General features: G+C 70.6%; 19 protein-coding genes, 1 pseudogene and 1 riboswitch. Of the genes and pseudogenes, 11 read left to right on the top strand and 9 right to left on the bottom strand.

Annotated features, from left to right (window positions below; translation table 11 throughout):
- Window positions 1–9 precede the first annotated feature (9 nt).
- Together ACSQ4M_RS26585 and ACSQ4M_RS26580 are read right to left on the bottom strand one after the other, a co-directional pair.
- Complete coding sequence (locus ACSQ4M_RS26585; protein ID WP_436192396.1) at window positions 10–471, bottom strand: MarR family winged helix-turn-helix transcriptional regulator; 462 nt, start codon at window positions 469–471, stop codon at window positions 10–12.
- Window positions 472–482: 11 nt separating this feature from the next.
- A complete protein-coding gene (locus ACSQ4M_RS26580) occupies window positions 483–2,144 on the bottom strand; it encodes a tannase/feruloyl esterase family alpha/beta hydrolase (protein WP_436192395.1) in 1,662 nt (553 codons plus the stop codon).
- 338 nt (window positions 2,145–2,482) lie between these two features.
- Between ACSQ4M_RS26580 and ACSQ4M_RS26575 the strand changes: the two genes are divergently transcribed.
- Complete coding sequence (locus ACSQ4M_RS26575) at window positions 2,483–3,667, top strand: YncE family protein (protein WP_436192394.1); 1,185 nt, start codon at window positions 2,483–2,485, stop codon at window positions 3,665–3,667.
- 10 nt (window positions 3,668–3,677) lie between these two features.
- Here the strand turns inward: ACSQ4M_RS26575 and ACSQ4M_RS26570 are convergent, their stop codons facing one another.
- On the bottom strand, window positions 3,678–4,952 hold the full coding sequence (locus ACSQ4M_RS26570; protein ID WP_436192393.1) for a D-amino acid dehydrogenase: 1,275 nt from the start codon (window positions 4,950–4,952) through the stop codon (window positions 3,678–3,680).
- Window positions 4,953–5,114: 162 nt separating this feature from the next.
- Window positions 5,115–5,216, bottom strand: a riboswitch (glycine riboswitch).
- Window positions 5,217–5,408: 192 nt separating this feature from the next.
- On the opposite strand from ACSQ4M_RS26570, the gene ACSQ4M_RS26565 reads away from it, so the two are divergent.
- On the top strand, window positions 5,409–6,008 hold the full coding sequence (locus ACSQ4M_RS26565) for a nitroreductase family protein (RefSeq protein ID WP_436192392.1): 600 nt from the start codon (window positions 5,409–5,411) through the stop codon (window positions 6,006–6,008).
- 123 nt (window positions 6,009–6,131) lie between these two features.
- On the opposite strand, the gene ACSQ4M_RS26560 is transcribed toward ACSQ4M_RS26565, so the two are convergent.
- A complete protein-coding gene (locus tag ACSQ4M_RS26560) occupies window positions 6,132–7,127 on the bottom strand; it encodes a 2-hydroxyacid dehydrogenase (RefSeq protein ID WP_436192391.1) in 996 nt (331 codons plus the stop codon).
- Window positions 7,124–7,381, bottom strand: a complete 258-nt coding sequence (locus ACSQ4M_RS26555; RefSeq protein WP_436192390.1) for a hypothetical protein — start codon at window positions 7,379–7,381, stop codon at window positions 7,124–7,126. Before ACSQ4M_RS26555 ends, ACSQ4M_RS26560 begins: the two co-directional genes overlap by 4 nt.
- A 396-nt stretch (window positions 7,382–7,777) precedes the next feature.
- Between ACSQ4M_RS26555 and ACSQ4M_RS26550 the strand changes: the two genes are divergently transcribed.
- The 4 genes and pseudogenes from ACSQ4M_RS26550 to ACSQ4M_RS26535 form a co-directional block, all read left to right on the top strand.
- Window positions 7,778–8,695 carry a LysR family transcriptional regulator gene (locus tag ACSQ4M_RS26550; RefSeq protein WP_436192389.1) on the top strand — a complete coding sequence of 306 codons (918 nt, stop codon included), beginning with the start codon at window positions 7,778–7,780 and terminating at the stop codon, window positions 8,693–8,695.
- Between the two features lie 91 nt (window positions 8,696–8,786).
- Window positions 8,787–10,115 carry an arylsulfatase gene (locus ACSQ4M_RS26545; protein ID WP_436192388.1) on the top strand — a complete coding sequence of 443 codons (1,329 nt, stop codon included), beginning with the start codon at window positions 8,787–8,789 and terminating at the stop codon, window positions 10,113–10,115.
- 26 nt (window positions 10,116–10,141) lie between these two features.
- A complete protein-coding gene (locus ACSQ4M_RS26540; protein ID WP_436192387.1) occupies window positions 10,142–11,116 on the top strand; it encodes a Bug family tripartite tricarboxylate transporter substrate binding protein in 975 nt (324 codons plus the stop codon).
- Window positions 11,117–11,121: 5 nt separating this feature from the next.
- Window positions 11,122–12,126 (top strand): annotated as a pseudogene (locus ACSQ4M_RS26535) (sulfatase-like hydrolase/transferase); the annotation flags it as partial.
- 124 nt (window positions 12,127–12,250) lie between these two features.
- Here ACSQ4M_RS26535 and ACSQ4M_RS26530 read toward each other — a convergent pair.
- From ACSQ4M_RS26530 to ACSQ4M_RS26515, 4 genes are all read right to left on the bottom strand, one after another.
- A complete protein-coding gene (locus ACSQ4M_RS26530; RefSeq protein WP_436192386.1) occupies window positions 12,251–12,931 on the bottom strand; it encodes a GAF domain-containing protein in 681 nt (226 codons plus the stop codon).
- Between the two features lie 71 nt (window positions 12,932–13,002).
- On the bottom strand, window positions 13,003–13,872 hold the full coding sequence (locus tag ACSQ4M_RS26525) for an EamA family transporter (RefSeq protein WP_436192385.1): 870 nt from the start codon (window positions 13,870–13,872) through the stop codon (window positions 13,003–13,005).
- Entirely contained in the window at window positions 13,869–14,426 is a 558-nt protein-coding gene (locus ACSQ4M_RS26520; protein ID WP_436192384.1) for a phosphonate degradation HD-domain oxygenase, read from the bottom strand. Before ACSQ4M_RS26520 ends, ACSQ4M_RS26525 begins: the two co-directional genes overlap by 4 nt.
- Before the next feature lie 7 nt (window positions 14,427–14,433).
- Window positions 14,434–15,168: a phosphonate utilization associated transcriptional regulator gene (locus tag ACSQ4M_RS26515; RefSeq protein WP_436192383.1), complete on the bottom strand. Its 735-nt coding sequence runs from the start codon at window positions 15,166–15,168 to the stop codon at window positions 14,434–14,436.
- A 156-nt stretch (window positions 15,169–15,324) separates the two neighbouring features.
- On the opposite strand from ACSQ4M_RS26515, the gene ACSQ4M_RS26510 reads away from it, so the two are divergent.
- From ACSQ4M_RS26510 to ACSQ4M_RS26490, 5 genes are read left to right on the top strand one after another with little or no spacing between them, the layout of a single operon-like run.
- Entirely contained in the window at window positions 15,325–16,368 is a 1,044-nt protein-coding gene (locus ACSQ4M_RS26510) for a putative 2-aminoethylphosphonate ABC transporter substrate-binding protein (RefSeq protein WP_436192382.1), read from the top strand.
- Window positions 16,368–17,495, top strand: coding sequence for a putative 2-aminoethylphosphonate ABC transporter ATP-binding protein (locus ACSQ4M_RS26505; RefSeq protein WP_436192381.1), 1,128 nt, complete (start codon window positions 16,368–16,370; stop codon window positions 17,493–17,495). The genes ACSQ4M_RS26510 and ACSQ4M_RS26505 overlap by 1 nt, the downstream gene beginning before the upstream one ends.
- Window positions 17,492–19,198 carry a putative 2-aminoethylphosphonate ABC transporter permease subunit gene (locus tag ACSQ4M_RS26500; protein ID WP_436192380.1) on the top strand — a complete coding sequence of 569 codons (1,707 nt, stop codon included), beginning with the start codon at window positions 17,492–17,494 and terminating at the stop codon, window positions 19,196–19,198. Before ACSQ4M_RS26505 ends, ACSQ4M_RS26500 begins: the two co-directional genes overlap by 4 nt.
- Complete coding sequence (locus ACSQ4M_RS26495; RefSeq protein WP_436192379.1) at window positions 19,195–19,875, top strand: HAD family hydrolase; 681 nt, start codon at window positions 19,195–19,197, stop codon at window positions 19,873–19,875. The genes ACSQ4M_RS26500 and ACSQ4M_RS26495 overlap by 4 nt, the downstream gene beginning before the upstream one ends.
- Window positions 19,872–20,996 carry a TIGR03364 family FAD-dependent oxidoreductase gene (locus tag ACSQ4M_RS26490; RefSeq protein WP_436192378.1) on the top strand — a complete coding sequence of 375 codons (1,125 nt, stop codon included), beginning with the start codon at window positions 19,872–19,874 and terminating at the stop codon, window positions 20,994–20,996. Before ACSQ4M_RS26495 ends, ACSQ4M_RS26490 begins: the two co-directional genes overlap by 4 nt.
- Window positions 20,997–21,010: the final 14 nt, after the last annotated feature.

The raw sequence follows: 21,010 nt of genomic DNA, 5'->3' as shown, positions 1-21,010 counted from the left end.
CCCGTCCGCTCAAGGCATGTCGGCCATGCGCTGCAGCAGGTAGACCAGCGCCAGCCGCTCGGCGGGATTGAAGTCGCCGAAGGTGCGCTCGGTGACGCGCTGGGCGAAGGGCACGGTGGCCGCCACGAGTTCGGCACCCGCATCCGTCAACGCCAGTTCGCGCTTGCGTCCATCGCGCTGGTGCGCCGAGACCGTGAGCAGGCCGCGCGCCGCCAGCCGCTCGACCACGCCGCGCACCGTGGCCTGGTCGATGGCGGTGCGCTTGACCACGTCGTTGAGCGAGCAAGCCCCCATGTCGCGCACGGCGCACAGCGTCACGAACTGTGCCGCCGTGAGCTGGGCGTCCGGGATTTCCGACTGGAACAGCGCCACGTGCCGCTGGTAGGCCCGCCGCAGCAGATGGCCCACCTGCGCCGTGACGGCGTAGTCGGCACCCGGGTCGTGCGGCGGGGCAGGGGGCTTGCGGGGCATGCGGTGCAGCGCTACTGGCAGCTGAAGTTGGCGGCGTCTTCGATGCTACCGGTGCCCTTGTAGACGGCTTCCTTCGGATAGGCGCACACCGGCCGCGTGCGGCCAGGCCAGGCCACGCCGGCCGCGGCCCGGGCCGTGGACACCATCGCGTCAGGCGCCTGGCCTTTCTCGACCCAGTCCACCAGTGCACCCACCGCATCGAACTGGTCGGTGCCGTAGGCGCCGCCGGAGCAATGCCCCATGCCCGGCACGAAGAAGGCGCGCGCGAAACCGGCCGCCTGGTCCGCGCCGTAGCGGGCCTGCACCTGGTTGTAGTAGGCCTCGACATCGTGGATGGAGAAGGCCAGGTCGGCCGCGCCGTTGAAGACGATGAGCTTGCCGCCGCGGGCGCGGAAGCGGTCCATGTCCGGCGACTCCGCATTGGTGAAGTCGTTGCCCGAGCGCGCGAAGGTCGCCGTGGTGGCGCTGAGCTTGGCGAACTCCGTGTCCACGTCCGCCGTGAGCCCGTAGCCCAGCAGGTCGGCCGTGATGGTGGGCGGCGTGGTGTAGATGTGCGAGGCCTCGCCCGCGAAGATCGTGTAGAACGGATTGCCCGACTGCGCCGCCATGCCGGGGTCGAACGGCCAGGGCGCATAGATCTGCGTGCCGGCGGCCGTCTTCGCGCCGTCGAACAGCTTTTTCACGTAGCTGGCCTTCTCGGGCGACAGGCAGTTGCCGCTCTCGCCCGGCTGGCAGGCCCAGGCCAGCGGGTCGGGCTTGCAGGCGCTCATGCGGCTGACCATGCCGTCCGCGGCGCTGTCCAGCGCATCGCAGGCGTCCAGGATGCGCTGGCGCACCACGGCCTGGTCGTCGGCCGTGAGCGGCTTGGTGATGTCCGGCCGGCCGTCGGTGCCGGTGGGGGCGATGGCCGCTGCGATCTGCGCCTGGTAGACCGAGCCCTGGATCGACGCCTGCGTGAGGCGGAACCCTGGTGCCGCGGCCACGATGCCGTCGAACAGGTCGGGGTAGCGCTGGGCCGCGATCATGGCCTGGCGGCCGCCGTTGGAGCAGCCGACGAAGTACGAACGCACCGGCACGATGCCGTAGAACTTGCGGATCAGCGCCTTGGCTGCCGCCGTCACCTGGGGCAGTTGCTGGTCGCCGTATTCGTAGCGCGCCTGCGGGTCGGCGCCGAACAGGAAGGCGCCGTTGGCCACGCCCGCCTCGGCGCGGTGGCCCGAGTCTGTGGTGACCACGGCATAGCCGTCCAGCAGCGCGTTGCGCGTGTTGCCGCCGCCGGTGTAGGCGCCCAGGGCGCGGAACAGCGTGCCGTCCACGCCCGATCCGCCCTGGTAGTAGAAGCGCTTGTTCCAGGTGACCGGCAGGCTCATCTCGAAGCCGAGCGCATAGGGCTTGCCGTCGATGCCGGTGCGCTGGTTCATTGCGCCGCGCAGCAGGCAGTGCTGCGGCACTGCGGTCGCGCTGGCCGCGCCGTCGGACGCCGCCGTGAACGTGGATTCGCTCACCGCGCCGCCCGTGACGGCCGTGCCGTTGAGCGCGGCGCAGGCCGCCTGGAACTGCTCCAGCGTCATCGCGGTCGGTTCGGGGTCTCCGTCGCTGCCCCCGCAGCCCGACAGGGCGAGGGTCAACAGGACGGCACCGGCAGGCATCGTGGCATTGCACAGGCTTCGCATGGCTTACTCCAGGGTGAAGGGGCAGGGCGCGCAGAACGGGAGCGGCAGGAGCGCACGACTTCCAGTGCATACGCTGAAATGCTATAGCAAGCTCTGCGCCATCGCATAAGGGAAATTCATCGGAAGAGGGTCCGATGCACGGTGGAAATTGGAGCGCCTACGCCTTATTCATGCTGGTGCAGCACGCACTGGCGCGCACCGGCATGGCGCGCGCCATGCATGCGCGGAATGGTTGTTGGCAAATGCGAATAGATTGCATTTGAGGGTATGCTCTCGCCTGTCAGTGCGGCCGCCGTGGCGCACCTGGTGATGACCCCTCTTCCCAAGGAAATGTCTTGATGTCTCGCATGCGAATCCGTCCCGCCACTGGTCCCGTCCGCCAACGCGCCTGGCGCCTGTGCGCCACCCTGGCCGCCGCACTGGCGCTGGTGGCCTGCCAGAGCGGCCCGTCCCTGCACGCCGCCAGCTCCGGCGCGGCGGCCATCGGCGCGGCACCCGTGCTGCGCCAGGACGCCTTCCAGGGCATCTACGAAGTCGCCGTGGCGCCCGCCACCGGCACCGTGTTCGTGGCCACCGCGCCCTCGTTCGACGCCGCTTCGCCTGGCTACGTGCACCGCCTGGACGCGCGCACGCTGCAGTTGCTGCAGACCGTGCAACTGCCTCGCCGCGCCTTCGCGCTGGGCCTGAACAGCGTGACCAACACCTTGTACGTGGGCAACACGCTGGACGGCTCGCTGACCGTGGTGGATGCCGCGAGCGGCGCCGTCCGAGGCCAGATCCAGCTCGGCGTGGCCGAGAAGAAGGCCGACGGCAAGGAAAGCATGCCGCACACGCGCAAGGTGATCGTGGACGAGAAGCACAACCGCGTGTTCGTCACCAGCCCTGGCCAGCCCGGCGTCGTCTGGATCGTCGACGGCGCCAAGGGCAGCTTGACGCACACCATCCGCAGCGAAGGCATCTGGACCGCCGGTGCCGTCTACGACGCGGCTGCGAACCGCCTGTACGTGAGCCAGGGCGGCGTGCACGAGATCCTGGCCATCGACCCCGACGCGGGCCAGGTCGTCGGCCGCTTCTCCACGGGTGATTCCAAGGGCAACACGGCGCAGGACTCCAGGCACTTCTTCCTGAACCTGGCGCTGGATGCGCGGGGCCAGCGCCTGTTCAGCGTCGACTCCAACACCGGCCAGCTCTACGTGTTCGACATCGCCAGCGGCAGGCAGCTCGCGACCGTCCCGCTGGGCACGGGCGCGCTGGACGTGGCCTACAACCCGCAGCGCAACGAGATCTATGCCACCAACCGCGGTGTCTCGCGCGAGAAGCCGGACGGCACGGGGGCGCTGACGGTGATCGATGGCGCGAGCTACGCCGTCAAGCGCAGCATCGACCTGCCGGTGCACCCGAACAGCCTGGCCGTCACGCCGGACGGCGACACGCTGTACGTCTCGGTCAAGGCCCCGCGCGAGAAGCACCAGGCCTTCCGCAAGGACGGCCGCGAGAGCCTGGTGCGGATCGATCTGCGCTGAGGCCCGCGCTTCAGGCCGCCGCGGCGGCCAGCGGCGCACCTGCGACGCTTGCCGTGTTGCCATAGGCCGTGGCCACCGTCCCGGCCACCATGTCCGCCGTCACGGCCGACAGCGTCCAGCCCAGGTGCCCGTGGCCGGTGTTGTAGAACACGTTGGCCGAGCGGCCACGCCCCACGCACGGCAGCATGTTGGGCAGCATCGGCCGCAGCCCGGCCCAGGGCGTCACGCGGCGCGTGTCCACGCCCGGGAAGCAGTCGCGCACCCAGTCCACCAGGGGGCGGATGCGGTCGGCGCGGATGTCGCGGTTCTCGCCGTTGAACTCGGCCGTGCCGGCCACGCGGAAGCGGTCCGGGCCCAGCCGACTGGTGACCAGCTTGGTCGCGTCGTCCAGCAGGCTCACGGTGGGCGCGGCAGCGCGGCTGGCTTCGTCGTCCAGGTGCACGGTGATGGAGTAGCCCTTGACCGGGTAGATGTTCACGCGGTCCCCCAGCATGGCGGCGAACTGGCGGCTGGCCACGCCCGCGCAGACCACCACGCCGTCGTGCTGGCGCCGGTGGCGCTGGCCGTCGGGGCCGGTGGCGGTGATGGTCACGCCGCCGGCATCGCTCTGCACCGACTCGACCTGCTGCTCGTACAGGCACTGCACGCCGCGCCGCGCGGCGGCCTGCGCCAGGCCGACGGTGAAGCGGTGGATGTCGCCCGTGCTGTCGCTCTCGGTGTACCAGCCGCCGTAGTAGCTGCCGGCCAGCGTGGGCTCGATGGCGCGCATCTCGCCCGGCGTCACGGCGCGGCGCTGCAGCCCGCCCTGGGCCAGCAGCGTGGACACGCGCCCTGCATGATCGAAGCCGGCCTGGTCGCGGTAGATGTGCAGGATGCCCTCGCGCTTGTGGTCGAAATCGATGCCCTCGTCCGCGGCCCAGCCGAACAGGTGTTCACGCGCGGCGATGGCCAGCCGCGCGGTCTCGATGGTGTTGCGTTCGTAGTGCGGCATCGCGGCGATGAACTCGGCGAACCACGACAGCTTGTGCCAGCTCGGCTTGGGCGAGACCAGCAGCGGCGCGTCGGCGCGCAGCATCCACTTCAGGCCCTTGAGCATGGTGGCCGGCAGGTTCCAGACCTCGGCGTTCGAGGCCGACAGCTGGCCTCCGTTGGCGAACGAGGTTTCCATGGCGGCATAGCGGTGGCGCTCGTACAGCGTCACGGCAAGACCGCGGCGTGCCAGGGCATAGGCGGTGGTGACACCGGTGATGCCGCCGCCGACCACGGCGATATGGGATTGCTTCATGTCAGGTTCCAGAACACGCCAGGGGGTTGGGACCACCGCACGACCGTGCGGCGGACACCCCCTCTGTGCTGGACCTGAGAGATTCACGCAGACGCGACGGTCTGCGCTTGCTCCTTCGGTGCACCCGGTTGGCGTAGCCGCCGGGCGCTCTTCAGAGTTCGGTTCGTGGGGCCGGTCCTTTTGCCTGAGAGATTCCGGGGCGGTTGCTCCTTCGGCGCCGACCGCGGCATGTTGCTGCGGTGCGGACTCTCCCGATCCCACGCCGGTCGGCATCTGGGATGCCGGCCGGGTGTGGCGGACCTTGCGGTGCCGCCAAGGCCGCGATTGTGGCGGGGCGACCCCTGCCTGCCAAGCCCTGCGCCTGGACAGCGGCCGCACTGTGGTTTTTCAGCCGCCTGCAGCACGCCGCAAGGTCTTTGCCGCGGCTGGTCCATTTGCGATTGGCTCGCATCTATAGTGCCGGCGATGATGATTGACGCACCCCTGACCGAAGCCATTGCGCCGCAGGCTCTCGACCTGCTGCTCTCCCGCCGTTCCCCCTGGCCGCTGGTCGAACCCATCCCGAGCGAGGCCGAGCTGCAGCGCGCCTTCGCCGCCGCCATGTGCGCGCCCGACCACGGCGCGCTACGCCCCTGGCGCTTCGTGCTGGTTCGCGGTGCGGCGCGCGAACGCCTGGGCGAGCTGTTCGTGCAGGCCGCGCGCCTGCGCGATCCGGCGGGCGATGCCGAGCGCTTTCGCCGCAAGGCCCTGGTGGCGCCGTTGCTGGTGGCCGTGGTCGCCCATCTGCAGCCGCACCCCAAGGTGCCCGAGATCGAGCAGACCGTGGCCACGGGCGCGGCCACGATGAACCTGCTCAACGCGCTGCACCTGCAGGGCTACGGCTGCTTCTGGGTCTCCGGGCCCAATGCCTACGACCCTACCGTGCACGCCGGTTTGGGACTGGCCCCCAATGAGCGGCTGCTGGGCTTCGTCTACGTGGGCACGCCGCAGAACACTGGCCAGCGTCCCGCCGGGCGGGCGGACCCGGCGCCGCACGTGCGCGAGTGGCGCGGGTAGGCCTCGCGCCGTACCGGGCCGCCGCGGCAAGAGCGGTGTGAAAGGGCGCCGGCATGCTCGGCGCTTGCCTTCATCGACCTGGCCAACGCGCCCGTGATCGGCTGGCTGGCGCGCTGGCCTGGCTCAGCCGGGCTGCACGCGGTTCACCAGCGCACCGCCGCGCTCGAAGGCCGTGATGCTGTCGATGGTGGTCTGCATGATCTGCCCGATCGCCTCCTGCGTGAAGAAGGCCTGGTGCCCGGTCACGATCACGTTGGGGAAGGACACCAGGCGCTGGATCACGTCGTCGGTGATCACGGTGGACGAAAGGTCCTGGAAGAACAGGCTGGCCTCCTGCTCGTAGACGTCGATGGCCAGGCCGCCGAGCTGGCCGGTCTTGAGCGCCGCGATGGCGGCCTCGGTGTCCACGAGGCCGCCGCGGCTGGTGTTCACCAGCAGCGCGCCGCGCTTGGCGCCGGCCAGCGTCTGCGCGTTGACGAGGTGGCGCGTGGCCTCGGTCAGTGGGCAGTGCAGCGAGACCACGTCGGCGCTGACCAGCAGCTCCGGCAGGGCCACGTAGCGCCCGCCCGCCTGCGCGAAGTCCGGATTCGGGCAGGGGTCATGGCCCAGCACCGTGCAGCCGAAGCCGGCCATGATGCGGCCGAAGATCGCGCCGATCTTGCCCGTGCCGACCACGCCCACGGTCTTGCCGTGCAGGTCGAAGCCCATGAGCCCGTCGAGTTCGAAGTTGCCGTCGCGCGTGCGCATGCTGGCGCGCGCGATCTTGCGGTTCACGGCCAGCAGCAGGCCCACGGCGAACTCGGCCACCGAATGCGGCGAGTAGTCGGCCACGCGCACCACGGCGATGCCCAGTGCCTGGGCGGCGGCCAGGTCGATGTGGTTGAAGCCGGTCGAGCGCGTGGCCACCAGCCGCGTGCCCTGGGCCGCCAGGCCGCGCAGCACGGCGGCATCGACCTGGTCGTTGACGAACACGCTGACCGCCGGGCAGCCGGCCGCCAGCGGCACCGTGTCGGCGGTGAGCCGGTCGGCGATGAACACGAGTTCGTGGCCTGCACCCCGGTTGGCCTGTGCCAGCAGGGCTTGGTCGTAGCGGCGGGCGCTGAAGACGGCGGTTTTCATGGTGTCGGGCTCCCCGGGGGAATAGGCGTGGTGCCGGCGGCCTGGCCGACCGCCCGCGAAGGCCGTGATGGCATGGTGGGCGGGCTCAGGATCCAGGCGCGGACCTGCGCGGGCGTCCTGTTGCACAGCCATGCGTCCACGGCCGCGGGATCGCCGTGGTGGTCGTCCACGCAGCAGTGCGTGATCGACGCGTGCAGCACGGCGCAGGCCGGGCCGGCGTCGTCTGCGGTCGCGGTGCGGATCTGGTGAGGCATGGTGGTGGGGAGGGCGAGGCGGGCGGGCCTACCTTATCCGAATCGCACGCAAGCCAAGGCCATCGGCCCCCGGCGCTTGCGCGGGTTCACGGTCTTGCGGCGCCTGAAGAAGCTGTGAACGAACCCCTCACGACCACGCGAGGCCCGATGACCAGTGGCTTCCAACACCATCGCCGCGCCCAGGGCCTCGCCCTTCGGGCCGGGGCACGCCAGGCCACATGCGGGCGTTGCAGTCCTTGCCCGGGCACGAGCCCGGGCGGCGGACTGCGCCTACGCCTGTGGCCCGGCGCACCCCGTCGTGGCCGCGATCGGTTCATTCACAGCTTCTGAGCCTGCAGCAGCCGGCTGCCGGCGGTCCTACCATGGCGCGGAGTCGCATCCGCATCCCCGTCGATCATGAATTTCTTCAACAACGATGTCGCCACCTTCCTGGAGGTGGTGCGCTCCGGCAGCGTGAGCCGGGCCGCCGAGAAAGTCGGCCAGACCCAGCCCGCCGTCTCTAAGGCCATCCGGCGGCTGGAGCAGGAGGTGGGCGTGCCGCTGCTGGAGCGTGGCACCAAGGGCGCGCGGCTGACCGGGGAGGGGCAGGTCTTCCTGGAGACCGCGCGGCGCTTCGAGGCCCAGCACTTCGAACTCGTGCGCATGGCCACCGACCTGCGCGCGCGCCACGCCGGCCTGCTGCGCCTGGGCATCACGAGCCCGGCCGCCGACAGCATCGCGGTGCGCGCGATCGCCGACATGGTGCGCCGGCGCCCCGCCATGCGGCTGCAGCTCGGCATCGGCAAGTCCGATGAGCTCAATGCCCAGGTCGAGAACGGCGAGCTCGACCTGGCCGTGGTGCCCACCTACAGCGGCCAGGCGCTGAGCTGCGCCCAGGTCGACATCGGCGAGGACCGCATGCACGTGGTGGTGCGGGCCGCCCACCCGCTGCTGCACCTGCCCACGCCCGCCATCCACGACCTCACGCCCTACGGCTGGGTCATGCCCTCGGCGCAGAGCGCGGCCCGACGCCATGTGGTGGAGATCTTCGCGCGCCACGAGGCGCCGCGCCCGCATGTCTGCGTGGAGGTCGAATACACCTCCGAAGCGGTGATGGGCGTGGTCATGGCCACCGACCTGCTCGCGCTCGTGCCGGCCTCGGTGCTGCGCAGCTGGCTCGGCCGCGTGCAGCCGCTGCCGCTGCGCGAATTCGCCATCCAGCGCAGCCAGGTGCTGCTGTCGCATCCGCAGGCGCACTGGACGCCGCTCATGACCACCTTCCGCCAGCTCCTGCTCGACCAGCGCCCCATGAAGCCGCAGAGCATGGCGCGGTGATTCCCCGCATTCATGCTTGTGCGCCCGTCGGGAATGCTGGCGGCGCGCGTCTCGCATATCTTGAAGCCGTCACCACTGCTTTCGGCTTCACATGTCTTCTCCGAACATCGTTCTCATCCTGGCCGACAACCTCGGCTGGGGCGAACTGGGCTGCTACGGCGGCGGCGCGCTGAGGGGCGCGCCCACGCCGCGCATCGACGCGCTGGCCCGCCAGGGCCTGCTGCTGCAGAACTTCAACGTGGAGAGCGACTGCGTGCCCACGCGCTCGGCCCTCATGACGGGCCGCCACCCGATCCGCACGGGCAGCCTGCAGTCCGTGCCGCCCGGCCTGCCGCAAGGCCTCACGCGCTGGGAGATCACGCTGGCGCAGCTGCTGTCGCAGCAGGGCTACGCCACGGCCCACTACGGCAAATGGCACCTGGGCGATGTCGAAGGCCGCTACCCCTCGGACCGCGGCTTCGACACCTGGTACGGCATCCCGCGCACGACGGACGAGAGCCAGTTCACCTCCAGCATCGGCTACGACCCGAGCGTGGCCGATCTGCCCTACGTCATGCAAGGGCAGGCCGGCGCGCCGACCGAGCAGGTCCAGCTCTACGACCTGGATGCGCGCCGCGGCATCGACGCCGAACTGGTGCAGCGCGCATGCACCTTCATGCAGCGCAACGTGGCGGCCAAGAGGCCCTTCTTCCTGTACTTCCCGATGGTGCACCTGCACTTCCCGACGCTGCCGCATGCCGACTTCGCAGGCCGCACCGGCCACGGCGACTTCGCCGACGCCATGGCCGAGATGGACCACCGCGTCGGCCAGGTCGTCGACGAGGTCGAGCGCCTGGGCATCGCAAACGACACCTTGTTCGTCTTCTGCAGCGACAACGGCCCCGAGTTCCGCCAGCCCTACCGCGGCACGGCCGGCCCCTGGCGCGGCACCTACCACACGGCCATGGAGGGCAGCCTGCGTGTGCCCTTCATCGCGCGCTGGCCCGGCCGCATCGCCGCCGGCCGCGTGAGCAACGAGATCGTGCACGTGACCGACCTCTTCACGACGCTGGCCAAGGTGGGGGGCGCCGAGGTGCCGGCCGACCGTCCCATCGACGGCGTGGACCAGCGCGACTTCCTGTTCGGTGCGCAGGAGAAGTCGGCGCGCGAGGGCTTCATCTTCTACATCAAGCAGGAGATGCGCGCGCTCAAGTGGCGCGACTGGAAGCTGCACTTCTACTGGGAGCCCGAGGTCAACGAGGGCAAGGGCAAGCTCGAATCGCCCTACCTGTTCAACCTCACGCGCGACCCCAAGGAGGAGAGCGACGTGCTGGTGTTCAACACCTGGGTCATGGGGCCGATGCTGCGCATGGTCAAGGCCTTCAACGACAGCGTCGAGCAGCACCCCAACACCAGGCCCGGCGCCAGGGATCCCGCCTGAGCCGCCCCAACCTTCCGGAGCATTCCATGACCCCCAGTTCTGCCTTCACCCGCCGTGCCTTCGCCGCCGGTGCCCTCGCGTTCGCGGCGTTCGCCGCCCAGGCCGAGACCCCCAAACCCTGGCCCGCGGCCAGGCCCATCACCTGGATCGTGGGCTTCGTGCCCGGCGGCTCGGTCGACGTGCTCACGCGCGCCGTGGCGCGCGTGGTCGCCGACAAGATCGGCCAGTCCATCGTCATCGACAACCGGCCCGGCGCATCGGGTGCGCTCGCGCTGCAGTACGCGGCCCGCGCCGGCCACGACGGCTACACGCTGGTCACCGTGCCCGGTCCCGTGCTGCACGCGCAGCGCCAGCCCGAGATCGGCCGCGAACTCGCCGCCGTTTCGCTGCTGTCGCAAGGCCCCATCGTGTTCGTGGGTGCGGCCGCCGGCACGCCGCCGCGGCTCAAGGATCTCATCGCCGCGATGAAGAAGGAGCCCGACAAGTGGAACTTCGCGAGCTCGGGCACCGGCACGGGCCAGCACCTGGCCGGCGAACTCTTCAACACCATGGCCGGCACCCGCATGGTGCACGTGCCGTACAAGGGCGGCGGCCAGGCGGTGACCGACGTGGTCGGCGGCCAGGTGTCGCTGGGCATGCTGGGCGTGACGCCCGTGCTGGCGCAGATCAAGGCCGGCAAGCTGCGCGCCTATGCCGTCACCACGCCGTTCCGCATCCCCAGCCTGCCCGATGTGCCGACCATGGCCGAGGCCGGCCTGCAGGGCTACGACGCCACGCAGTTCTTCGTGGCCGCCGTGCCTGCGGGCACGGATGCGGCCGTGGTCGGCAAGCTGCACGCCGCCATCGCCGAGGCGCTGACCACGCCCGAGGTGAAGGTCGCGCTCGAGGCTGCGGGCCAGCTGCCCGGCAGCCTGAGCCCCGCGCAGACGCAGGACTTCGTGGTGCAGAGCCTGAGCAAGTTCAACGCGCTGGCCCATCGCAGCAAGATCAGCCTGCAGTGAGCACCATGCCCGCCAGCACCCGCCCCGACATCGTCTTCATCCTGGCCGACGACCTGGGCTATGCCGACCTGGGTTGCACCGGCGCGCGCGATGCCGATGGCCGGCCCGCCGACGTCTCGCCCAACCTGGACCGGCTGGCCCGCGAGGGCATGCGCTTCACGCGCGGCTACGCGAACTCGGCCGTGTGCTCGCCCACCCGCTTCGCGCTGGCCACGGGGCGCTGGCAGTACCGGCTGCGCGGCGGCGCCGAGGAACCCATCCCCACCGTGGCCGAGGACAAGGTGCTGGGCCTGCCGCCCGAGCACCCCAGCCTGGCCTCGCTGCTGGCGGACGCCGGCTACACCACGGCACTGGTCGGCAAGTGGCATCTGGGCTACCCGCCGCACTTCTCGCCGCGGCTGTCTGGCTACCAGCGGTTCTACGGCTTCCACGCGGGTGGCAACGACTACTTCGCGCACTGCAACCCGCGCGGCCAGCCCGACCTCTGGCAGGACGACCAGCCCATCCGCGAAGAGGGCTACCTGACCGACCTGCTGAGCCGCAAGGCGGTGCGCTTCATCGAGGAGCAACCTGCCGACCGGCCCTTCCTGCTGAGCCTGCACTACAGCGCCCCGCACTGGCCCTGGCTCACGCGCGACGACGCCGAGGAATCGCGCCGCATCGCGGGCGTGGGCAAGCACACCGACGGTGGCTCCATCGCCACCTACCAACGCATGGTCCACCACATGGACGAGGGCATCGGCTGGGTGCTGGATGCGCTCGGGCGCCGCGGCATGGCCGAGAACACACTCGTGGTCTTCACGAGCGACAACGGTGGCGAGCGCTACGCCAACAACTGGCCACTCGTGGGCCAGAAGATGGATCTGCTGGAAGGCGGCATCCGCGTGCCGCTGCTCACGCGCTGGCCGCGCGTGATCCCGGCCGGCAGCACGAGCGCCGTGCCGAACCAGACCATGGACTGGACCGCCACGCTGCTGGCCGCTGGCGGAGCAGTGCCGCACCCGGCCTACCTCGTGTTCACCGACAAACAGCTGCCGCGCGCGACGTTCTGAGCTGCATGGCGCGGGGCAGGCCGCGCCGCCATCCTGGCCTGGCCGCCAGTGCGCCGTCGACTGGCGCGCCGCAGGCAGCCGGTCAGGACTGGCGCCGCTCGAGCGTGGCGATCACCTGGTTCGCGAGAAACTCGAGTTCCCGGATCTGCTCGGCCGCGATGGTGCGTGGCACCGTGTCGATCACGCACAGCGTGCCCAATGCGTGGCCGTCGGAGGTGACCAGCGGCGCCCCGGCATAGAAGCGGATCTTCGGGTCACCCGTCACCAGCGCGTTGTCGACGAAGCGCGGGTCGGCCTGCGCGTCGTTGACCACCATGACGTGGCCCGGGTCCTGGATGGCATGCGCGCAGAAGGCCAGTTCGCGCGGCGTTTCCTTCGCCTGCAATCCGACGCGCGACTTGAACCATTGGCGCGTGCCGTCGACCAGCGACACCAGCGCGATCGGCGTGCCGCAGACCGTGGAAGCCAGGCGCGTGATGTCGTCGTAGGCGCGTTCCTCGGGCGAGTCCATGACGTTCAGGGCCTGCAGCGCCGCGATGCGGGCGCCCTCTCCGAGGGCCTGCACCAGCGTGTCGCGGCTCTCCTTGAACAGGGCCTGCATCGTGCGCATGTCCGCAAGGTAGCGCGAGAGTTCCGCGGACTCTTCGCCGCGTTCGATGGAGCGGGCCACCAGTCCTTCCATGCGCTGGATGTAGCTGTCGCCGTCCGCGATCCGCTGGATCATGGCGGTCAGGTCGTTGATGCGTTGTTGGCGTGTGGGCACAGGTGGTCTTTCGGTGGAACGCCGGCATTTTCGCCGGTACGGCCGCGCGGGCGGACAAGGCCGACAGCGCCTCACCCCGCCCGCAGCGCCAGGATGCCGGCCAGCATCACCAGCACGCCCACGCCCCGGTGCGCGCCGAAGGGCTCGCGCAGCCACAGCGTACCGATCAGCACGGCGAACAGCACCGAGGTCTCGCGCAGCGCCGCCACCACGGCCACCGGTGCGCGCGTCATGGCCCACAGCGCGATGGCGTAGCTGCCCAGCGAGGCCAGCGTGCCCAGCCAGGCGATGCGCGCGCGCCGCGCCAGGTAGGCGAGGGCCGCGGCCCTGCCGGCCGGGCCGCGGCGCCACAGCACCAGCAGCAGGTAAGGGATGCCGTCGAACAGGAACAACGCCGCCACATAGGCGCCGGCGTCGCCAGCGGCGCGCACGCCCAGGCCGTCGACCACGGTGTAGAACGCGATGATGCAGGCGTTGAACAGTGCGAAGCGCAGCGCCTTGTTGCGGCTGGCGTGGCCCGCGCGCAGGCTGGCCGGCGACAGGCCCAGCACCACGACCCCCACGCAGACGCCGACCACGCCCAGCCACGCCGTGGCCGAGAGTTGCTCGCCGACCAGCTGGTGGCTACCCAGCGCCACCAGCAGCGGCGCGCAGCCGCGCATGATCGGGTAGGTGAGCCCCAGGTCGCCGTGCTGGTAGGCGCCGGCCAGCGCGATGTAGTAGCCCACATGCACCAGCGCCGAGGCGGCCAGGTAGGGCCAGGCCGCCGCCGCCGGCAACCCGGTGAGGGCCAGCAGCGGCAGCGCGAACAGCACGCCGATGCTGTGGACCAGGCCGGTGTCCAGCGCCTTGTCGGGCGCCGACTTGATCAGCGCGTTCCAGCTGGCGTGCAGCAGCGCTGCGAACAGCACGGCCGCGATGACGGACCCGCTCAGCGTCACGCAGGGGCGCCGGTGCGGCAGCGTTCAGCGCGCGCGAGGAAGTGCGCCAGCGGCGGCGTGGCCAGGCCCGCCGCCTTGGCCTGGTCGTCCCACAGCCGCAGCTGCACGGCCTCGTGCGCATGCGGGCGGGCGATGAAGGCGTCGGCCTGCGCCGGCGTGAACACGCCGCCCTGCAGCACCAGGCTGCGCCGCGAGTCTTCCGACAGCGCGGCGTGGTAGTGCGGCCGCGTGGCGCACAGGTAGCGCTTGGCGTCCACATGCCCCTTGATCGGGTCGAGCACGGCGTCGCCGAACAGGCCGCGCAGGAAGGGCAGGGCGTAGAACTGGTGCAGGTCGTCGATGCCGCGCAGCGTGGGCGATGCGCCCTGGTCGTTCAGCAGATGGCCCAGGTCGTGCAGCAGGGCCGCCGTGACCAGCGTGTCGTCGGCGCCGGCCTGCTCGGCCAGCCAGGCGCACTGCAGCGCATGCGCCAGCTGCGTCACGGGCTCGCCGCTGTACTGCTCGGCGCCGCGCCGGTCGAACAGCGTGCGGATGTCGTCCAGCGTCAAGGCCATGGCCGCCTCAGGCGGCCACCGCGCGCCGCGCCGCGCGGGCCGGCGTGGCCGCCACAGCCGGCTCGCCGGCCGCGAAGTTCTGCCGCGTGCGCTCGCGGCTGTTCATCACGTGGTCGTACATGGCCTGCCCGGCGGCATCGGCGTCGCCCGAGGCGATGGCCTTGACGATGGCGCGGTGCTCGCGCGAGTACACCGCCATCGACTCGTCCGTGAGGTTCTTGCGCCGGAACAGCGACAGCTCGTTGACCAGCTTGCGGTAGGTGGCGGTCAGCTTGGCGTTGCCGGCCAGCTCCAGCAGCCGGTCGTGGAACTGCAGGTTGAAGCGGTGGTAGTCCTGCGCATTGCCGGCCTTGACGGCCTGGTCCATCGCCTCGACCAGCTGGCGCAACTCGCGCACCTGGGCCGGCGTGGCGGTCTGCGCGAGCTTGCGGCCCACGTACAGGTCCATCACGGCGCGCACCTCGAAGATCTCCAGCGCCTCCTCGACCGGCACGTCGCGCACGAACACGCCGCGGTTCTTCTCGGTACGCACCAGGCCGGCCTCTTCGAGCAGGCGGAAGGCCTCGCGCACCGGGCCGCGCGACACGCCGAGCTGGTCGGCCAGGGTGGATTCGGTCAGCTTCGCGCCGGGCAGCAGCCGGCCATCCAGAACCATGCGCTCGATTTCGTTCTGCACCAGCTTGGCCAGGGAGTTGCCCTGCAGCTGCGCAATCGTCGGGTGGGGTTGAGCGCTGGTGGGCATGCGTGCGGAGCGTGGGTTGCGAAATGCAGATTGTCTACGATCTGCAATAGACAATCATCCGTGCTGGTGCGCATTGTGCGGCGGCTCCATGTCATGAGGATGACATTTGCACTTGGCACATTGCCGGCTGTTCTTCCCAGACCCAGGAGTCGTTTCATGCCGTTCGCCCCCCTCTCCAAAACTGTCGCAGCGCTGGCCATCGGCCTGGCCTTCGGTGCCGCTGCGCATGCGCAGAAGACCGACCTCACGGTCTACACCGCGCTGGAGACCGACCAGCTCAAGGCCTACCAGGAAGCCTTCAACAAGGTGCACCCCGACATCGCCATCAAGTGGGTGCGCGACTCCACCGGCGTGGTCACGGCCAAGCTGCTGGCCGAGAAGGCCAACCCGCAGGCCGACGTGGTCTGGGGCGTGGCCGCCTCCAGCCTGGCGCTGTTCGACAAGAACGGCATGCTGGAGCCCTACGCGCCGCTGAACCTGGACGCCATCATGGCCAAGTACCGCGACAAGAAGACGCCGCCGGCCTGGTGGGGCATGGACGTGTTCGGCGCCACGGTGTGCTTCAACACCGTGGAAGCCAAGAAGCGCAACATCCCGCTGCCCACCAGCTGGCACGACCTGACCAAGCCCGAGTTCAAGGGCCAGGTGGTGATGCCCAACCCGGCTTCCTCGGGCACCGGCTACTTCGACGTGGCGGCCTGGCTGCAGATGTGGGGCGACGACAACGGCAAGGGCGGCGGCTGGAAGTACATGGACGCGCTGCACCAGAACATCGCGCAGTACACGCACTCGGGCTCCAAGCCCTGCAACATGGCGGCGGCCGGCGAGTTCGTGGCCGGCATCTCGTTCGAGTACCGCGGCTACACCAACAAGGCCAAGGGCGCCCCCATCGAACTCGTGTTCCCCAAGGAAGGCCTGGGCTGGGACCTGGAAGGCTTTGCCATCCACAAGGGCACCAAGAAGCTGGATGCCGCCAAGAAGCTGGCCGACTGGGCGTCGTCCAAGGACGCGATGCTGCTGTACGGCAAGAACTTCGCCGTCACCGCGCAGCCCGGCGTGGCGCCCAAGCTGGCCCACATCCCGGCCGACTACGAGGCGCGCCTGATCAAGATGGACTTCGACCAGTCGGCCACCAGCCGCGAGCGCGTGCTGACCGAGTGGACGAAGCGCTACGACGCCAAGAGCGAAGCGAAGAAGTGATGCACGCCGCCCCCGATGCCGTGGCCGCAGCGCCCGAACCCGCCTACCTGCGCCTGCAAGGCGTTCAGAAGCGCTTCGGCAGCTTCACGGCGCTCCAGGCGATCGACCTGGACATCCGGCGCGGCGAGTTCGTCTGCTTCCTCGGCCCCTCGGGCTGCGGCAAGACCACGCTGCTGCGCACCATCGCGGGCCTGGAGGTGCAGAGCGCCGGCCGCATCCTGCAGGCCGGGCACGACATCTCGGTGCTGCCGCCGGCCCAGCGCGACTACGGCATCGTGTTCCAGTCGTACGCGCTGTTCCCCAACCTCAACATCGCCGACAACGTGGCCTACGGCCTGGTCAACCGGCGCCAGCCGCGCGCGCAGATCGCCGCGCGCGTGCAGGAGCTGCTGCAGCTGGTGGGCCTGCCGGACAGCGGCGCCAAGTACCCGGCGCAGATGTCGGGCGGTCAGCAGCAGCGCGTGGCGCTGGCGCGCGCGCTGGCCACCTCGCCCGGCCTGCTGCTGCTGGACGAGCCGCTCTCGGCGCTGGACGCCATCGTGCGCGTGCACCTGCGCAACGAACTGCGCACGCTGCAGCGCACGCTGGGTGTGACCACCATCATGGTCACGCACGACCAGGAAGAGGCGCTGTCCGTGGCCGACCGCATCGTCGTCATGAACCATGGCGTGATCGAGCAGGTCGGCACGCCCACCGAGGTCTACCGCGAGCCGGCCACGCCCTTCGTGGCCAGCTTCATCGGCAAGGTCAACCGGCTCGACGCCGTGGCCGAGGGCGCGCAGTGGTTCCGCTGCGGCGACAAGCGCTGGCAGTGCGCGCCCGGCCATGGCGCCGACTTCCACCCCGGCCGCCCGGTGGCGCTGTACCTGCGGCCCGAAGACCGCGTCGTCGGCCCGCTGCGCGAGGACGATCCCACCCTGTGCGAGGGCACGGTGCGCGGCATCGAGTTCCTGGGCGGCAACTGCCTGGCCGACGTCGCCGTCGACGGTCTGGGCGGCCAGCAGCTGCAGCTGCAGTACTCGCTGAACCAGATGGACGAGTTCCAGGTGCGCCACGGGGCCCGCGTGCGCTTCGGCCTGCGGTCGGACCGGCTGCGCGTGTTCCCCGCGCCCGGGGCTCACGCGTGAACACGGTGGCCGCCACCGTGCACCTGCCCGCACCGCGCCTGCGCCAGGGCCTGGGCGACCGGCTGCCCCAACTGGGCCTGCTGGTGGTGGCGCTGCTGCTGGTCGTGGGCCTGCTGGCGCCGCTGGCGTCCATCCTGGCGCAGGCCTTCCGGGGCGATGCCGGCCTGGCCGCGTTCATCGCCTACCTGGGCTCGCCCGCGCTGCTCGGCAGCCTGTGGAACAGCCTGTGGGTGTCGCTGCTGGTCACGGCCATCGTGGTGCCGCTGGCCTTCACCTTTGCCTATGCGCTCACGCGCAGCTGCATGCCGTTCAAGGGCCTGCTGCGCACCGTGATGCTGCTGCCGCTGCTGGCGCCCTCGCTGCTGTCGGCCATCTCGGTGATCTACTGGTTCGGCAACCAGGGCATCGCCAAGGACTTCTGGCTGGCGCTGGGCTTCGACGGCATCTACGGCGCCAGCGGCATTGTGCTGGCGCAGTGCTTCGCCACCTTCCCGCACGTGCTGATGATCCTGGTCACGGCGCTGGCGCTGGCCGACGCGCGGCTGTACGAGGCCGCCGACGCGCTGGGCACCTCCGCCGTGCGCAAGTTCTTCACCGTCACGCTGCCGGGCGCCAAGTACGGCCTGGTCTCGGCCGCGCTGGTCTGCTTCACGCTGGTCATCACCGACTTCGGCATCCCCAAGGTGGTGGGCGGCAGCTTCAACGTGCTGGCCACCGACGTGTTCAAGCTCGTGATCGGCCAGCAGGACTTCCAGCGCGGCGCGGTGGTGGCCCTGCTGCTGCTGGCACCCGCTGTGCTGAGCTTCGGCATCGACGCGGCCGTGCAGCGCCGCCAGAGCGCCACGCTCACCGCGCGCGCCGTGGCCCTGGTGCCGCGGCCCCGGCGCGGGTTCGATGTGGCGATGACGCTGTACTGCGGCGTGGTCGTGGCGCTGGTGCTGGCCATGTTCGGCATGGCGGTGTTCGCATCGTTTGCCACCTTCTGGCCCTACAACCTCGCGCCCAGTCTCAACCATTACGTGGCCGGCCTGCTGGACGCCGGCCTGGGCGGCGCCATGCTCAACAGCCTCAAGCTGGCGGCCTGCACGGCCGTGGTCGGCACGCTGGTGGTGTTCATGGGCGCCTATCTGCTGGAGAAGACGCGCGGCCTGGGTGCGGTGCGCCCGGTGCTGCGGCTCATGGCCACGCTGCCCATGGCCGTGCCGGGCCTGGTGCTGGGGCTGGGCTACATCTTCTTCTTCAACGCGCCGGGCAATCCGCTGAACGGGCTGTACCAGTCGCTGGCGCTGATGGTGCTCTGCACCGTGGTGCACTTCTACACCACGGGCCACATCACCATGGTCACGGCGCTCAAGTCCATCGACGGCGAGTTCGAGTCGGTCTCGGCCTCGCTCAAGGTGCCGCTGCTCACCACGCTGCGGCGCGTCACGCTGCCGATCTGCCTACCGGCGCTACTGGACGTGTCGCGCTACTTCTTCATCAACGCCATGACCACCATCTCGGCGCTGGTGTTCCTGTATGCGCCCGACACGCGCGTGGCCTCGCTGGCCATCCTGAACCTGGACGAAGCCGGCGACACCGGCCCCGCCGCCGCCATGGCCGTGCTGATCGCCGCCACCTCGGCCGTGGTCACGCTGCTGTACCTGGCGGTGGGCAAGCTGGTGGAGCGGCGTACCCAGGCGTGGAAGGCGCCCGCACGATGACACGCCTGGCATTGTTCGACCTCGACAACACGCTGCTGACGGGCGACAGCGAGGTGCTGTGGCTCGACTACCTGCGCGCCCGCGGCCTGCTGGACGCAGCCATGGCCGCACGCAACGCCGAGATGGACCGCCGCTACCACGCCGGCGAGGCCACGCCCGCAGAGTTCTGCGGCTTCTACGCCGCATTGTTTGCCGGCCGCACGCCGCAGCAGTGGCAGCCGCTGCGCGACGACTGGTTCGCCACCGTGCTGGCGCCGCGCCTGCCGGCGGCCGCCCACGCGCTGGTGCAGCAGCACCGCGCGGCCGGCGACCGGCTGGTGTTGACGACTGCCTCCAGCCGCATCCTGGCCGAGCCCAGCGCGCAGGCGCTGGACTTCCCGCACCTGATCGCCACCGAGCTGGAGACCGCGGCCGACGGCCGCTTCACCGGCCGCACTGCCGGCACGCTGAACATGCGCGAAGGCAAGCTTGCCCGGCTGCGCGACTGGCTGGCCGCGCGCGGCGAAGACGTGGATGCCGCGCTGGCCAGCGCCGCCTTCTACAGCGATTCCATCAACGACCTGCCGCTGCTGCTGGCGGTGGGCCACCCCTGCGCCGTCGACCCCGATGCGCAGCTGCTGGCCCAGGCGCAGCAGCGCCACTGGCCCATCCTGCGGCTGCAACGCGATTGCCCATGACCCCATCCACCCACTTCGACCTGGTCGTGGTCGGCGCCGGCATCGTCGGCCTGGCCCATGCGTACACCGCTGCGAAGCGCGGCCTCAAGGTCTGCGTGGTCGAGCGCGATGCGGCCTGCGTCGGCGCCTCGATCCGCAACTTCGGCTTCATCACCGTCACCGGCCAGGGTGCCGGCGACACCTGGCGACGTGCGCGGCGTGCGCGCGAAGTCTGGGGCGAGGTCGCGCCGCAGGCCGGCATCGAAGCCGTGCACCACGGCCTGTACCTCACGGCCTTCCGGCCCGCGGCCCACAGCGTGCTCGAAGCCTTCCTGCGCACACCGATGGGCGCCGGCTGCGAACTGCTGGGCACCGCCGAGGCCGCCCGCCGCGCCCCGGCATTGCAGCTGGAAGGCGCGCAGAGCGTGCTGTACAGCCCGCACGAGATGCGCGTGGAGTCGCGCACCGCCATCGGCCTGCTGGCGCGCTGGCTGGCCGAGGCGCATGCCGTGGTGTTCCGCTTCGGCGAGGCCGTGCTCGAAGTCGCCACGCCGCGCGTGCGCACATCGCGCGCCGTGCTGCACGCCGAGCGCGTGGTCGTGTGCACCAACACCGAGCTGCACGGCCTGTTCGCCGAGCGGCTGGCGCCGCACGCGCTGCGCCTGTGCCAGCTGCAGATGCTGCGCGTGCGGCCCGAGCCCGGCTTCCAGCTGCCCGGCGCGGTGATGGCCGACCTGAGCCTGGTGCGCTACCACGGCTACAGCCGGCTGCCCGAGGCCGCGCCCTTGCTGGCCCAGATGCAGCGCGAGGAAGGCGAATCGCTGGCCCACGGCATCCACCTGATCGTGGTGCAGAGCGCCGACGGCACGCTGGTGGTGGGCGATTCGCACCACTACGGCGCTGCGCCCGAGCCCTTTGCCGACCAGCGCGTGGACGCGCTGATCCTGCGCCACCTGCGCGAGACCTTGCGCCTGCGCAGCTGCGAGGTGACCGAACGCTGGGTCGGCACCTATCCTTCGTCGGCCGAGACCGACTGCGTCATTGACCGGCCCGACGACGCCACCCGCGTCGTGCTGGTCACCAGCGGCACCGGCGCGAGCACCGCCTTCGGCATCGCCGAAGATGTGTTCGCCGCCTGGTGAACCCATCCACCCCA

Source organism: Pseudorhodoferax sp. LjRoot39, assembly GCF_964253035.1.
In the GTDB taxonomy this organism is placed as follows: Bacteria; Pseudomonadota; Gammaproteobacteria; order Burkholderiales; family Burkholderiaceae_C; genus Pseudorhodoferax.
The sequence above is the reverse complement of the archived record's forward strand: the minus strand, read 5'-3'. Positions and strand labels throughout refer to the sequence as shown.